General features: G+C 36.6%; 16 protein-coding genes. 13 read left to right on the top strand and 3 right to left on the bottom strand.

What is annotated here, in order from left to right:
• Positions 1-200 precede the first annotated feature (200 nt).
• The gene (locus DS745_RS06430) at positions 201-545 is read left to right on the top strand and encodes an ASCH domain-containing protein (protein ID WP_129077453.1); all 345 of its coding nucleotides are present in this window, start codon (positions 201-203) and stop codon (positions 543-545) included.
• Between the two features lie 15 nt (positions 546-560).
• Complete coding sequence (locus DS745_RS06425) at positions 561-1,079, top strand: DUF6886 family protein (protein ID WP_129077452.1); 519 nt, start codon at positions 561-563, stop codon at positions 1,077-1,079.
• A 79-nt stretch (positions 1,080-1,158) separates the two neighbouring features.
• Here the strand turns inward: DS745_RS06425 and DS745_RS06420 are convergent, their stop codons facing one another.
• The gene (locus tag DS745_RS06420) at positions 1,159-2,361 is read right to left on the bottom strand and encodes an EAL and HDOD domain-containing protein (RefSeq protein ID WP_129077451.1); all 1,203 of its coding nucleotides are present in this window, start codon (positions 2,359-2,361) and stop codon (positions 1,159-1,161) included.
• Positions 2,362-2,438: 77 nt separating this feature from the next.
• Positions 2,439-3,671: an EAL and HDOD domain-containing protein gene (locus DS745_RS06415; protein WP_129077450.1), complete on the bottom strand. Its 1,233-nt coding sequence runs from the start codon at positions 3,669-3,671 to the stop codon at positions 2,439-2,441.
• Positions 3,672-3,845: 174 nt separating this feature from the next.
• Here DS745_RS06415 and DS745_RS06410 point away from each other — a divergent pair, with 174 nt between their 5' ends.
• From DS745_RS06410 to DS745_RS06370, 9 genes are all read left to right on the top strand, one after another.
• Positions 3,846-4,043: a PLD nuclease N-terminal domain-containing protein gene (locus DS745_RS06410; protein ID WP_129077449.1), complete on the top strand. Its 198-nt coding sequence runs from the start codon at positions 3,846-3,848 to the stop codon at positions 4,041-4,043.
• Positions 4,043-4,951 (top strand): ABC transporter ATP-binding protein, encoded by a 909-nt coding sequence (locus DS745_RS06405; protein ID WP_129077448.1) that lies wholly within the window; start codon positions 4,043-4,045, stop codon positions 4,949-4,951. The genes DS745_RS06410 and DS745_RS06405 overlap by 1 nt, the downstream gene beginning before the upstream one ends.
• Complete coding sequence (locus DS745_RS06400) at positions 4,948-5,727, top strand: ABC-2 transporter permease (RefSeq protein ID WP_129077447.1); 780 nt, start codon at positions 4,948-4,950, stop codon at positions 5,725-5,727. Before DS745_RS06405 ends, DS745_RS06400 begins: the two co-directional genes overlap by 4 nt.
• A 25-nt stretch (positions 5,728-5,752) precedes the next feature.
• Positions 5,753-6,010, top strand: coding sequence for a DUF3006 domain-containing protein (locus tag DS745_RS06395; protein WP_161568192.1), 258 nt, complete (start codon positions 5,753-5,755; stop codon positions 6,008-6,010).
• Between the two features lie 126 nt (positions 6,011-6,136).
• The gene (locus DS745_RS06390) at positions 6,137-6,607 is read left to right on the top strand and encodes an S-ribosylhomocysteine lyase (protein WP_129077461.1); all 471 of its coding nucleotides are present in this window, start codon (positions 6,137-6,139) and stop codon (positions 6,605-6,607) included.
• A gap of 654 nt (positions 6,608-7,261) precedes the next feature.
• The gene (locus DS745_RS06385) at positions 7,262-8,086 is read left to right on the top strand and encodes an electron transfer flavoprotein subunit beta/FixA family protein (protein ID WP_129077445.1); all 825 of its coding nucleotides are present in this window, start codon (positions 7,262-7,264) and stop codon (positions 8,084-8,086) included.
• A 1-nt stretch (position 8,087) separates the two neighbouring features.
• Positions 8,088-9,119 (top strand): electron transfer flavoprotein subunit alpha/FixB family protein, encoded by a 1,032-nt coding sequence (locus DS745_RS06380; RefSeq protein WP_129077444.1) that lies wholly within the window; start codon positions 8,088-8,090, stop codon positions 9,117-9,119.
• The gene (locus DS745_RS06375; RefSeq protein WP_129077443.1) at positions 9,112-10,407 is read left to right on the top strand and encodes an FAD-dependent oxidoreductase; all 1,296 of its coding nucleotides are present in this window, start codon (positions 9,112-9,114) and stop codon (positions 10,405-10,407) included. The genes DS745_RS06380 and DS745_RS06375 overlap by 8 nt, the downstream gene beginning before the upstream one ends.
• The gene (locus DS745_RS06370; RefSeq protein ID WP_129077442.1) at positions 10,407-10,688 is read left to right on the top strand and encodes a ferredoxin family protein; all 282 of its coding nucleotides are present in this window, start codon (positions 10,407-10,409) and stop codon (positions 10,686-10,688) included. Before DS745_RS06375 ends, DS745_RS06370 begins: the two co-directional genes overlap by 1 nt.
• A gap of 356 nt (positions 10,689-11,044) precedes the next feature.
• Here the strand turns inward: DS745_RS06370 and DS745_RS06365 are convergent, their stop codons facing one another.
• Positions 11,045-11,605, bottom strand: coding sequence for a cysteine hydrolase family protein (locus tag DS745_RS06365; RefSeq protein ID WP_129077441.1), 561 nt, complete (start codon positions 11,603-11,605; stop codon positions 11,045-11,047).
• 178 nt (positions 11,606-11,783) lie between these two features.
• Here DS745_RS06365 and DS745_RS06360 point away from each other — a divergent pair, with 178 nt between their 5' ends.
• On the top strand, positions 11,784-12,278 hold the full coding sequence (locus DS745_RS06360) for an Lrp/AsnC family transcriptional regulator (RefSeq protein ID WP_129077440.1): 495 nt from the start codon (positions 11,784-11,786) through the stop codon (positions 12,276-12,278).
• Positions 12,275-13,450 (top strand): aminotransferase, encoded by a 1,176-nt coding sequence (locus DS745_RS06355; protein ID WP_129077439.1) that lies wholly within the window; start codon positions 12,275-12,277, stop codon positions 13,448-13,450. The genes DS745_RS06360 and DS745_RS06355 overlap by 4 nt, the downstream gene beginning before the upstream one ends.
• The last annotated feature ends 341 nt before the right edge of the window (positions 13,451-13,791 follow it).

Here is a 13,791-nt window from a genome sequence, read left to right as displayed (position 1 = left end):
GTTGCTTTCGTAAAAATCCCAAAATCCGGATTTTTACACAAAATACTAAGAATTCACAACTAAGTTAGTTAGTATTGCTCTTTTCTTACATAATTTATTGGCTGATATCTTCATCTAGGGTATTTTTTTGATTATTTTAGGTTAAAAAAGCTACAATGTTTACGAAAAGAGCCTATAGAAATGATACATGAGGTGAGAGAATGAACCTACATACAATGGGCTTATTTAAAGAGCCGTTTATATCGATTAAAGAAGGTAGAAAGACTGTTGAAGTTCGTTTAAATGATGAAAAAAGAAGGAAAGTTAATGTGGGAGATCTCATTGAATTTATTCTTGTTCCAGAAGATAACGAAACCCTGAAAGTAGAGGTACTAGGTGTAACTGTCTTTGCTACGTTTCAGGAGATGTATGAGAGTATACCATTTGAGAAGTTTAACTGTGAAGGCTGGACAATGGATGAAATGCTTAATGGGACGTATGAAATCTACAGTAAAGAGCAAGAAGAGCATTGGGGTACGTTAGCTATCACAATAAAAAAGCTCTAACAGTAGGGGGCAAATATGAGGTTATTTCATGTCAGTGAAGAAAAGGATATCGAACTATTTCAGCCAAGAGTGCCAACGAGAAAAGATCTTGATCCCAATAAGGGACTCGTTTGGGCTCTCCATGAGCGATGCTTACCAAATTTTTTAACTCCGCGTAATTGTCCAAGAGTAACGTTTCATTGTAATGAGCAAACAACAGTAGAGGATAAACAGATGTATCTTTCTTCTGCAACAATAAAACATGTAATTGCGATTGAACACAAATGGTTCGAAGCAATGAAGAATACTACGTTATACTTATACGAGTTTGATCCAAGTGACTTTTACTTACAAGACGAATCTGCTGGCTATTATGTGAGTGAAAAAGAACAAACGCCAATAAATCAACTAATTGTTGATAACCTATACGGCGAACTCATCAAAAGAAACGTAGAAATAAGATTAGTCGATCAATTGTGGGACTTGTCCGATAAAATTCAACAAACAAGCTTTGCCTGGTCGATGTGTAGAATGGGGTTTGCAGAGAAGAAATAATGGATAAAAGAGGCTGTCCTATGATCTACGCTTGTATGGACACCCTCTTTTTGCTGTATTCTTAATTTTTTTCAGATTACTATTTTAATTCTTCAAAAATATCATTTGTCCAATTTAAGGCCGTTTCGTAACAACTAGATAGTTCAGTTGCTAAAAATCCAAAGGAGTTAAGTTTTTCCCAATTCGCTTGCTCGACAGCTTCAGTTATATCAAGGATAATCGCAAGTTCGCTTTCATCTTTAACTAAAGCGTTTTTAACAGCTTCTGAAAGAGGTAGTGTCTCTAGAATTTTTTCCATAGGTCGTTGCAATATTGTATCCAATAATGAAAACATCCCGACCATAAAACACTCCGCTTTGCGTTGCAAACCTAAGTGTTTCATTCCGAACAGCTCAGCAAACTTGCCTCTAATTAAAGATTGGAGAAGTATTTCTTCAGCAACAGCGGTTTTAGGTTGTTGCTCCTTTAAAGAAATAATTGTTAACCAACGAAACAATTCGTTTAAACCTAAGATCATGATTGCTTGTTTAATTGAAGTTATTTTCACGGTTGAAGTTGTATTTACAAATTTTAAAATTTTAAAAGATAAGGATAAGTCATACTCTATGAAAGAGGTAATCTTATCAATATCTGGTTCGACTTCGTTTAATTCATTTAATATTCGAAGATAACCAAATGAGGTGAAAGGAATGTCTGCAGCAGAAACGATCACAGGTTTACTAAAAAAGTAGCCCTGAAAATATGTATAACCTTCATGAAGTGCTGCTTCGAAGTCTGCTCGTGTTTCAATTTTTTCGGCTAATAATGTAGCATTGTAGAACTTCGCAATTTTTTCGATCGCTTCGCGTTGCTTCTTGGAGGTTGATAGAAAGTCCACTTTAATAATATCAGCATAAGGAAGAAGGTTCTTATTTAAATCCTTTAATAAGAAGTCGTCCAATGCAATGGTATACCCAAGGGCTTTAAATTCTGAAACAGCTTCAATGACTTCCTCGTCTCCCTCTACATCTTCTAATATTTCAATAATTATTTTCTCTGGAGAAAATAGACTCGGAACTCTTTTCAATAGTAAGTTTCGTGTGAAATTAATAAAAAGCTTTTTTCCTTTTGATAGTTTTTCATTTCCAATCCCTAAAAAGCTATTAACTAATAAGTCAGTAGTGGCAACATCACCATCAATTTCAGTAAAAGAATTTTGTCGGCTATTTCGATAGAGTAGTTCATAGCCTATAATCTCTTCTTCTTTTGTTAATATAGGCTGCCTTGCTACAAAAATATCCATCCTGCCACCTCGCGTATGCCTTTAATCATAGGAATATTGTATCATCTAAAGGTAAATTCTTATACTATAAATGCAAATTATTGTCCTTTAGCTTCATCTAATTGGGTACTAATTTTAGTAGCCCAGTGTATTGCATTTTCATAACAGGCAGATATATTAATTGGATCAACGACTGGTGCTAATTTCTGAAGTGTATCCCAATCAGCATTTTCGCCAGCGATGACTAGTTGTAATAGAGTGGTAAACTTAGTTTCTTGTCCTATTAATGTTTGTTTAAGTTCTTCTGAAAAGGGTAATGCTTTTAAAACTTCATCCATCGGTTGTTGTAAGATTGTATCTATTAGTGAAAAAAGACCTAGCATAAAACATTCTGAATTTGTTTCTACTTGAAACAGTTTATTTCCAAGCTGTTCTGCAAATTTAGCACGAACCATTGAACGGAGAACAATTTCATGACTAACAACTGAACTACCTTGTTTCTCCTTTAATGAGATAAGCGTTAATAGTTTAATTAGTTCATTTAATCCTAGGATAAGTACCGCTTGTCTAATAGAAGTTACTTTCACTCTAGTAAAATAAGCCATTGTATTTACGATTTTTAAAATTCGATAGGATATTGATAAATCGCATTCTATGAGCTTTACGACAATATCTATATTAGGCTCCGGTCTATATAATTCTGTCAGAATGCTTAAATAATCCTTTGGATAAAACGGAATATCTCGAGACGCAATAATAATTGGTCGGCTAAAAAAGTACCCTTGATAGTAATCATAGCCATCACGGATTGCTTGTTCGAAGTCATTTCTTGATTCAACTTTTTCTGCTAGTAGTTTAATCCCATGCTCTTTGGCGATCATATGTATTACTTTTCGTTGTATGACGGAAGTCTTTAAGAAGTCAACTTTAAGAATATCCGTATACGGAAGTAGGGATTTATTGTACTCATTCGGGGTATAGTCATCTAAAGCAAAAGTGTAGCCCATCTGCTTCATTTCTTTAATTACTTCGATTATTTCTGCATCACCTGCGACATCTTCCAAGATTTCTATGACGATTTTGTCAGGAGAAAAAAGGCATGGAACTCTTTTTAATAGAAGATTTCGCGTGAAATTAATATACAGTTTTTTACCACTAGATAACTTTTCTTTTCCGATTGAAACGAAACTATTAATTAAAAGTTCAATTGTTGCTAAATTCCCATCAATAGCAGTAAACATGTTTTTATGGCTATTACGATATAAAAGTTCATAACCTACAACATCTTCTGTACTTGTTAAAATAGGTTGTCGTGCAACAAAAATCTCCATAATACACTCCTAGTCGACTAGTAATATCTATATATTACCATAAACGAAATATTTTGCGTGAATTTTTCAACATTTCGCTGTATTGACCATACTAAATTTTTATTATCAATATTGAAACTAATAACCTGATTTTAACGTATAATATAAATGAATTCACTTTAAGGAGTTGTTCTCATGGACTTATCTTCAATTAACTGGGCACTAATCGCCCCAATCATTGTTATTCAATTAATCTTAATGGTTATTGCCCTCATCGATTGTGTGAAAATTGAACGTACAAACGGACCGAAAGTTATGTGGATCTTCATTATTATTTTGATCAATATTTTTGGTCCAATCGCCTATTTCCTTTTTGGAAGAAGGGTTGAGTAATGAGTCTCGTATCAATTACAGGGTTAACGAAAAAATTTGGAAGTAATGTGGCTGTTAACCAATTAAATTTGGAATTGCAAAAAGGAGTGTGTACCGCGTTACTTGGACCAAATGGTGCTGGAAAAACAACAACATTAAGTATGCTGTCAGGCATTATGAAACCAACAAGTGGCGAAATTAATTTTGATCAGGGAGCTAACGGAGATTTTCGAAAGTATATTGGGTACTTGCCTCAATATCCAGTTTTTTATGGTTGGATGACAGGTTTGGAGTACTTGCAATACGTAGGCCAGTTAGCTGGCCTCTCCAAACCTGAAGCAACCAAAAAGGCTGATGAGCTACTTGAAATGGTCGGAATAGCTGAAGCAAAGAAACGAAAAATTGCCGGCTATTCAGGTGGTATGAAGCAGCGTTTAGGAATTGCCCAAGCGTTAATGAACGATCCAATTTTACTCATATTAGATGAACCTGTGTCAGCACTTGATCCAATCGGTAGACGGGAAGTATTAACTCTTATGCAACAATTAAAAGAGAAAAAAACGATTTTATTTTCAACTCATGTTCTGCATGATGCCGAGGAAATCTGTGACTATATCTACATTATTAAAAACGGCGAGATGGCTATTAGTGGAACGTTGGACCAATTGCAAAGTGATCATCAGCAACCAACGATTTATATCGAGGGTGAGCGCGAATTAGAGGAGTGGGTCCCGACAATTCGCGACTTTCCTTTTGTGTCTGAGTTAGTTTGTAACTCTTCGAAGACCATCACAGTAACGGTTACTGATGTGGAAGAAGCGAGACGAGAACTGCTAAATTACTTCGTAAGTGTAGACGCTCCAATTCGAAAGTTTGAGCTAGTAAGGACTTCTTTGGAAGATCTTTTCTTGAAGGTGGCAAAAAAATGAGACAGTGGTTACTACTATTTTCAAAAGAACAAAAAGAAATGCTAAGAAATTATAAATGGATATGGGTTCCTTTAGTCTTTATCATCTTAGGGATGACACAGCCGATAACAAGCTATTATCTTCCAGAGATACTTGAAAACCTTGGTGGCCTACCAGAAGGAGCCGTATTTGAAATCCCAGTCCCTACGGCATCAGAAGTATTAGTAGGTACGCTAGGACAGTTTTCACAAATAGGTATATTAATTTTAGTATTAGCAACAATGGGTATTGTTGCTAGTGAGCGCATATCAGGATCATTTGTTATGATCCTAGTAAAACCAGTCTCATATACGGCTTATCTTACAGCGAAATGGGCAAGTATTGTCGCATTTGCGGTTTCAAGTTTTCTGCTAGGCTATCTCTTTTCTGCTTACTACACCTACATACTAATGGGCGAATTTGTAGTAAGAGATATGCTTCTTGGTGCTGTTGTGTATTCCCTATGGTTAATTTTTATTATGACATTGGTGTTATTCTTTAGCTCAATCATGAAGAGTATTGGTGCAATTGCATTTCTGACACTAGGAACAACTATGGTACTTTCAGTCATCACCAGCCTTTTAATGAAATATATGTATTGGAGTCCTGCTCGATTATCGACACATAGCAATGCCATTATCACTTCTGGAAATGGATCTGAGTATTTTTGGGTAAGCTTGGTAGTGACAGTTGGTTTCATTGTTGCTTTATTACTATTATCAATTCAGTTATTTAAAAAGAAAGAGCTGGTTAGTTAAGTATAGGTTGTAAGGAGGTATAGTATTGAAAGGTGTAATTGATCGTATTGTCGATGGTAAGTGGGCGGTATTGCTTGTTGGAGATGAGGAGAAAGAATATAATGTTCCATTGGTAAGTCTACCTTCAAACGCGAAACAAGGTAGTATTGTACAACTAGAACTTGAAAACGAGGAAATTACAAAAATCGTTATTCTTGAGGATGAAACAACGAGTGAGCATGAGAGAATAAACGATAAACTAAATGTATTAAGATCACGAAAAAAGAGTAATTTTAAGCGTTAATTGAGATAAGAGGACGATTTATTAAAATTGTCCTTTATTAAAATTTCTGTTTATTTAGACAAATCCACTTTTCTGCTTTATAATAGTAAATTATTAACGTGATAAATTAAGAGGGAAGTGATGTTAATGCCATCCGTAGAAAGCTTTGAGTTAGATCATAATCTTGTAAAAGCACCTTATGTTCGTCATTGTGGAACCCATAATGTAGGCACTGACGGTGTAGTCAACAAGTTTGACATTCGTTTTTGTCAACCAAATAAACAAGCGATGAAACCAGACGTCATTCATACGTTAGAACACTTACTAGCAATTAATATTCGTAGATTTACAGAAAAGTATGACCATTTTGATGTAATTGATGTGTCACCAATGGGGTGTCAAACTGGTTATTATTTAATTGTTAGTGGAAACCCCTCCGTTGATGAAGTCATTGATGTTATGGAAGCTGCGTTAACATATAGTCTAGAAATTGAAGTAGTTCCAGCTGCCACAGAAAAAGAGTGTGGGCAGGCAAAACTCCATGATCTTGATGGGGCAAAGCGTTTAATGAAACATTGGTTAAATCATGATAAGGAAACATTAAGAACAGTCTTTTAATTTTTTTATGGAAGTGGTAGGGGGTAACCTTACTACTTTTTTTATGGGTAAATATGAAAAAGTGAACAAAATGTTCAAAATTTCAAAAGGTATATTAATAAAATAATCTATAACATTATTGAAGATTTAAATGCTAGTTGTAAGGCTTTTTTGTATTGTAACTTTAAAAAAGATTATTATTTAGAAAGTAATAATACTTATGCTGTACTGGAAAACTAAACAAATTATGGTTGTTGGAGAGCGATATATTTGATATAAATAAACTAAGTAATCGCTTACAAAAATGTAATTACTTGTTCCTGCTGTGTAAAAAAACAAATATTCGGTACTTTTTTGCACTTACTAGAATAGTAGCGATTGTTAGTACAAATGGTTTATTACCTAACTTGTAAAATACTTTTGTAAATTGGGAGGAGGTCAACAACTCCAGAAATCCAGAAATCCTCATCATTCAACTACTGCAACTCTTCAGAGTGATATGTTACACCATCAACTTTCTTCAACATGAAAAAGTAAGTGAAGTATTGAACTTACTTTCCGCACAATTCGTACGATCAAGAAGTACAAGATTGATAGTAGCGAGTTTCATTGGTTTTATCGACTTCCAAAATGTTAAAAACTAAATAAGGTTAGTACACGTAAGGAGTGTGAGCAATGCATATAGTCGTTTGTATTAAGCAAGTACCAGATACAAAGATTATCAAAGTCAACCCTAAAACGAACACGCTTGATCGTTCAAGTGCACCTGCAATCTTAAATCCGTACGATGCGCATGCTGTAGAAGAAGCTGTTAGGTTACGAGACCAGCATGGTGGGAAGGTAACCGTTCTCTCAATGGGACCTCCCCAAGCGGTAAATGCCATTAAGAAGTGTATTGAAATTGGTGCTGATGAAGGTGTCTTAATTTCTGACCGATCATTTGCCGGTGCTGATACGTTAGCAACAAGTTATGCATTAACAAAAGCAATTGAAAAAATCCAAAAAAGCGAGCCGATCTCCTTAGTCTTATGTGGCAAACACGCCATCGACGGTGATACAGGTCAAGTAGGACCAGGGATTGCTAGACGTATGACAATTCCACCTATCACAAATGTTCTTCAAATTGAAAAAGTAGATTTGAACGAGAGCAAAGTGGAAATTCGTCGCAAAATTGAAAATGGCTATGAAATCATTGAGTCACAAATGCCTTGTCTACTAACAGTAGAAAAAGAGATTAACGAAGTTTCCTATTCTCCATTGCCAAACATGATCAAAGCGGCAAGATATCAACCGACTGTGTGGGCTGTTAAAGACCTTGACGATGTGGATATGAGTCAGTTAGGAATGAAAGGATCACCAACGATTGTAGGAAAAATGTGGCCACCAGCTAAGAGTGAAGGAGCAAAGCGTATAGAGGGCGATGCAAAATCACAAGTTAAGCAACTTGTTTTAATAGTTCTTGAAAAACGTGAGCTATTTGAACAGAAAGGTGGAAGATGAGATGAACATTGAAGAATACAAAGGTGTCTGGGTATTTATTGAGCAGATCGAAGGAAATGTCGTAGGTGTATCGCTAGAATTATTAGGAGCAGGTCGTGCGTTGGCTGATAAATTAGAGGTTGATCTGTGTGGAGTTTTATTAGGACACAACGTTAACGAAATTCCCTCACAATTATTTGAATATGGTGCAGACAAAGTTTATATGATTGACGACCCGATTCTAGAACAGTATCGCTCTGAAACCTATATGAAGGCTGTCGGGGACCTAGTCCGTAAGTATAAGCCAGAAATATTCCTGTATGGGGCTACCGCAAACGGTAAGGATTTAGCTAGTGCTGTTGCTACGGAAGTTATGACAGGTCTAACAGCAGACACTACAATGCTAGACATTGATCTTGATAAGCGCCTATTCGAAGCAAGTCGCCCTGCGTTTGGTGGAAACATTATGGCGACAATTCTTTGTAAGAAACACCGCCCGCAAATGGCTACCGTTCGTTCGAAAGTAATGAAGGCTTTAGAACCACAACCAGGTCGAACAGGTGAGGTAATAGAAGAAACGATTAGTGTAAAAGAAGAAGACTTACGGACTAAGGTATTACAAATTGTTCGTGATACGAGTAAAAAAGTAAACCTCGCTGATGCTGAAATTATCGTTGCCGCAGGAAAAGGTGTGAAAGATGCAAATGGCTTTAAACTTGTGTGTGATTTAGCAGACGTTCTACATGCTACGGTAGGGGCAAGTCGTGATGTTGTTGAAGCTGGATTAATTGGTCATGCACACCAAGTCGGGCAAACAGGAGAAACCGTTACGCCCAAGTTATATTTTGCCATTGGAATTTCAGGGGCCGTTCAGCATGTGGTTGGAATGAACAACTCTGAGACGATTATTGCGATAAATAATGATCCGGAAGCACAAATTTTTAATGCCGCTCATTATGGTATTGTTGGTGATTTATTTGAAATTGTACCAATGTTAACTGAAGAATTTCGCGCTGCATTAAAAGAAGTTGGAGGTGTCACAGTCCATGCCTGAGAAATTTGATGTAATCGTCGTAGGAGCAGGGCCAGCAGGTGCAGCTTGTGCTAATGTCTGTGCGAAAAATGGCTTAAAAGTATTGTTAATTGAACGTGGAGAATACCCTGGTTCAAAGAATGTTATGGGTGGAATTCTTTACCGTAAACAAACCGAAGATATCGTTCCTGAATTTTGGAAAGAAGCACCGATTGAGCGGCCAGTTGTTGAACAACGTTTTTGGTTTTTAGAAAAAGAATCAATGATGTCAATGGGGTACAAGGGGAAAGAATGGGCTCAGGAGCCTTTCAATAACTTTACGGTGTTACGAGCGCAATTTGACCAATGGTTCGCGAAAAAAGCGGTGGAACAAGGTGCTTTATTAATAAATGAGACAGTTGTTTTAGAGTGCATTCAAGAAAACGGAAAAGTCATCGGTGTTCGCACGGATCGACCAGATGGAGATATCTATGCTGATGTCGTTGTATTGGCAGATGGTGTAAACTCTCTACTTGCCAAATCGCTTGGCTTTCACAAGGAATTTAAGCCAGATCAGGTTGCCCTTTGTGCGATGGAAGTATTAAATATGCCTAAAGGAAAGATCAATGACCGCTTTGGTTTAGAAGGAAATGAAGGTTGTTCGGTTGAAATCTTTGGAGACGCAACCCAAGGACAATTAGGAACAGCATTTATGTATACGAATAAAGATAGTATTAACATTGGTGTTGGTACAACTTTATCCGGTATGATCCGCTCGAAAGTTAAGCCATACGAGTTGTTAGAATACGTAAAAAATCATCCAATGATTCGCCCTTATATTCATGATGGGGAGCCAGCAGAATATTTAGCACATTTAATTCCTGAAGGTGGATATTATGCAATTCCTAAGCTTACTGGAAATGGTGTAGTCGTTATTGGTGACGCAGCTCAGCTTGTAAATGCCATCCATCGTGAAGGTTCGAATATGGCGATGGCATCAGGGAAAATGGCTGCGGAAGCAATTATCCAAGCGAAGGCAAATAATGATTTTTCTGAGAAGGGCTTGGATTCGTACAGAACAAGTATTTTTGATAGTTTCATAGGTAAAGACCTGAAGAAGTATAAAGACTTAACTCACACGTTTGAATCGCATCCGCAATATTTAAATGAATACATTCCATTAATGAATCGCGCAGCAAGTCAATTTTTTACAATTGACGGTACACCTAAGCGGGAAAAACAAGCAAAGATTATGCAATCCTTCACAGCTGGCAGAGGTAAGTTTGGTGTTGCTCAAGATCTATATCGTGCTTGGAAGGTGATGAAATAATGGCAAAGACAATCGAAGAAAAGCAGTATCTCGTCCGCTACAAAGCAGATAAGAAATCACATCTGACGATTTTAAACCATGAAGTATGTGCAACAAAATGCGAAGAACTACTTTGTACGCGCTTTTGCCCTGGTGATGTATATAAGTGGGAAGGTGACAGAATGTTTGTTGGATACGAGGGCTGTCATGAATGTGGAAGCTGTCGCATTGGATGTCCAAACGATAATATAAAATGGGAGTATCCAAAAGGCGGTCACGGCATTGTTTTCCGCTTAGCCTAATGGATATGGCAAAATTGATTGTAAACAATCATATCAAACCTCAAGGAACCACGAATTCCTTGGGGTTTTTCTATACACTAGGAAGGTGTATAGCAGTCATGTTTAATATTTATTAAACATAAACCTTTTTACACTATTATTATAGTAGAAATTCGTTGATATGCCAAGGGTGTAAATGCTTTCATTTTTATAAAAGGCTGTTTTCGCAAAGTTTGTTGCTTAAAATTACTAAGAACTTACTACTAATTTAGTAAGCACTGCTCTTTTCTTACATAATTTATTGGCTGATATCTTCATCTAGGGTATTTTTCCGATTATATTAGGATAAAAAAGCCACAATGTTTACGAAAAGAGCCTTATAAATTTATTGTATCGGATAAACAGGTATTTGCCCTTAAGATCTCTTTCATTTGCTCTAATGCCTGTATGTTTGCACGCTCAGTTTGCGAGGCAACACAATCAGAAGGAACAAATAGTTGATACCTTAACATAAACGCATCATTTGCTGTAAACTGAACACACATATTCCCGGCAATACCAGTGATAATTAAGGAAGTTACGTTAAGATGTTCTAGCAGTATGTGAAGGGGAGTAGCATAAAATCCAGAATACGAAGGTTTGAGGATATGGTAGTCGCCCTCTTCAGGCTTAATTAATTCAACGATATCCCGACCGAGTTTGCTTTCGTTCAGACATGCATTCACCAAATCTTGAAAGTCACCTTGCCAATTTTTAAAATTATCATTTACATAGATAACAGGGATACTCACTTCTTTTGCGCGTGTTTTTAACTCATAGATTTTTTTGGCGGCAGGAACTGTGTGCCTATATAGTTCTTCACCATGTTGAAAATCGAACTGATTAATCATGTCAATAATTATTAGTGCTTTTTTGTCTACTAAAGGGTTACTAATCATTAAGCTCTCCTATCAATTCATCTAAAAAAGTTCAGAATTTAACAAAAATTTATCGTTTTTACTAAGCGGAAATTATGTTATGATAATCTGCATAAATTTATTTTAGACATCTTGAGCGATTTTAAGTAAGGCATTTTCTAAATAAAGTAACATAGCGTTTAGTGAAGGGGGATTTGGTTTGGATAGTAAAGAAAAAGAAATCTTACAGTTAATTGAAGAAAACTCAAGAATTGCAGTGGACACCTTAGCAAAGATGGTTGATTTATCCGAGGAGGAAACGGTAACTATTATTAAAAAGCTAGAAGAACAAAAGGTCATTCTCGGGTACTCCGCTGTAATTGATTGGACGAAAGTTACCGAAACTGAAACAGTCACTGCAATGATTGATGTGAAAGTGACGCCTAAACGTGGGGTAGGTTTCGATGATGTTGCTGAACGGATTTATCGTTTCCCTGAAGTTAGAGCTCTTTACCTTATGTCAGGAGCGTATGATTTATCTGTTGTGATTGAAGGAAAAACGATGAATGAGATAGCAAGATTTGTTTCACAAAAACTATCAACGATTGACTCAGTTCTCTCTACAACGACACATTTTCAATTAAAAAAGTATAAGCACGATGGAGTTGTTTTTAGTGACGGCGAGGAAGATCAGAGGATTGTGATTACACCATGACACCTAGGACAAAGGGAATTAGAACGTCAAAGTTAGTGAACGAAATTCAGCCATCTGGAATCAGAAAATTTTTCGATTTAGCTTCTTCCATGGATAACATTATATCCTTAGGGGTAGGTGAACCAGATTTTATCACACCGTGGAGTGTCAGGGAGGCATGTATATCGTCATTAGAACGAGGATATACAGCGTATACTGCGAATGCAGGGATGTTAGAACTAAGGGTTGAAATTTCTAACTATCTGAAAAAACAATTTCAGCTACCGTATGATCCAAAAAATGAAATCATCGTGACAGTTGGGGCCAGTGAAGCATTAGATATAGCTTTACGAGCCATAGTAGACCCAGGTGATGAAGTGATTGTGGTTGAGCCGACGTTCGTTTCATATGCTCCTTTAGTGACGTTAGCCGGGGGCAAGCCTGTTTCAGTTGGAACATCTGTTGAAGCCAATTTTCGCCTAATGCCAGAGCAGCTTAGAGCAGCCATTACACCAATGACAAAAGCAATCATGGTAAGTTTTCCAAACAATCCAACAGGATCTACCATGAATTATGATGAGCTTGAGGCAATTGCAAAGATTGTAGAAGAGTATGATTTACTTGTTATATCTGATGAGATTTATGCGGAAATGACGTACGATGGCAACCATGCTAGCATTGCAAACATTCCAGGAATGAGGGAAAGGACGATTATTATTTCTGGTTTTTCTAAAGCATTTGCGATGACTGGTTGGCGCTTAGGGTTTGTAATTGCCCCGAGTGATATAACAAGTGCCATGTTAAAGATCCATCAATACACAATGATGTGTGCTTCCACGATGGCACAACATGCTGCAATTGAAGCACTTCAGAATGGCATGGACGATGTTGGAAAGATGGTGCAGAGCTATAAACAAAGGCGCAACTACTTTGTGAAATCATTCGATGAGATTGGACTACCATGCCATGTACCAGGAGGGGCATTTTATGCTTTTCCGTCAATAAAAAATACAGGTCTTACATCAGATCAATTTGCTGAACAGTTGTTATTAACAGAGCGAGTAGCTGTTGTACCTGGCCATGTTTTTGGAAGCGGTGGTGAAGGACATATTCGTTGTTCCTATGCTACCTCTCTAGATAATCTAAAAGAAGCGGTGACAAGGATTGACCGCTTTATTAATACATTAAAATAGTGAAAAACTGACTAGGGACTTACCCTTAGTCAGTTTTTTTGCAAGGCTCTTTTCGTAAACATTGTGGCTTTTCTATCCTAAAATTATCGGAAAAATTCACTAGATGAAGATATCAGCCAATAAATTATGTAAGAAAAGAGCATTACTTACTAAATTAGTGGTGAATTCTTAGTAATTTTTAAGCAACAAACTTTGCGAAAACAGCCTTTTGCAAAAAAAAGAGCGAAACTCTCACAAGTTTCGCTTCAAATAGGGGGAATACTAAATTGTATACACTTATATCTTTACCAAATTTCCAAATATTATTCAGTATAAATAAAACAAATTATTAGTAAGGAATA

Origin of the sequence: Anaerobacillus alkaliphilus (assembly GCF_004116265.1) — a bacterium.
Classification (GTDB): Bacteria; Bacillota; Bacilli; order Bacillales; family Anaerobacillaceae; genus Anaerobacillus; species Anaerobacillus alkaliphilus.
Note: the sequence above shows the minus strand (reverse complement) of the source record. Positions and strands in the feature narration are given on the sequence as shown.